The 614-nt window shown below is 40.6% G+C and carries 2 protein-coding genes; both read right to left on the bottom strand.

From position 1 onward, the window contains the following. Positions 1–189 (bottom strand): VOC family protein (locus tag A3762_RS02200; RefSeq protein ID WP_197468949.1); only part of this gene is annotated, 189 nt, incomplete at its 3' end. Positions 190–337: 148 nt separating this feature from the next. After that, positions 338–614 (bottom strand): hypothetical protein (locus A3762_RS02205; protein ID WP_231878702.1); only part of this gene is annotated, 277 nt, incomplete at its 5' end.

Below are 614 nucleotides of genomic sequence, written 5' to 3' on the forward strand. Positions count from 1 at the left end.
TAGTTCTAGCTCTGGAGCTTTGTCTGCATGCGCTCGTTCTTCATCATCGGGAGCCGCTAAATAAATCAGTGTAAAGCGCCCTGCTTCGCTCTCATAACGACGCGTTTCGATGAGCCCAAGACCATCACAGAAGAATTTCAGTGACGCTTCGACATCACTTACACGAATCATGGTATGGAGAAATTGCATCATAGCTCCTTAACTTGATTGATAACGAATTTGAATAGGAAGAGTACTACGAAGAGGTAAAGAGACAAGTTTTGTTTTGTAAGAAATCCAATAAAAAAGGCAGAGTAAAACTACTCTGCCTTTTACGTTCACTCGATCTTGCCTGCGGCTATTTTAGCTTGTAGTAAGTTGGTACAAGACTAGATAAATCGTTGATTGATGCAACACGCTTAAATACGGGACTATCTAAGTCTTTATCAGGGAAGAACCCGAGCATAATCTCAAGCTCACCACCTTCTGATAATTTGTTTATCCAATTCCCTTTTAACACACCTGCATTTTTTGCTTGAATACGATCAAAAGGAATCAAATCACCACCGTTTACACGAACACCAATACCAGCAAGATTCTCATCAATGTCTGAAGAGCTGTTCACTTCAAGCTTT

It is taken from the genome of Oleiphilus sp. HI0125 (assembly GCF_001635355.1).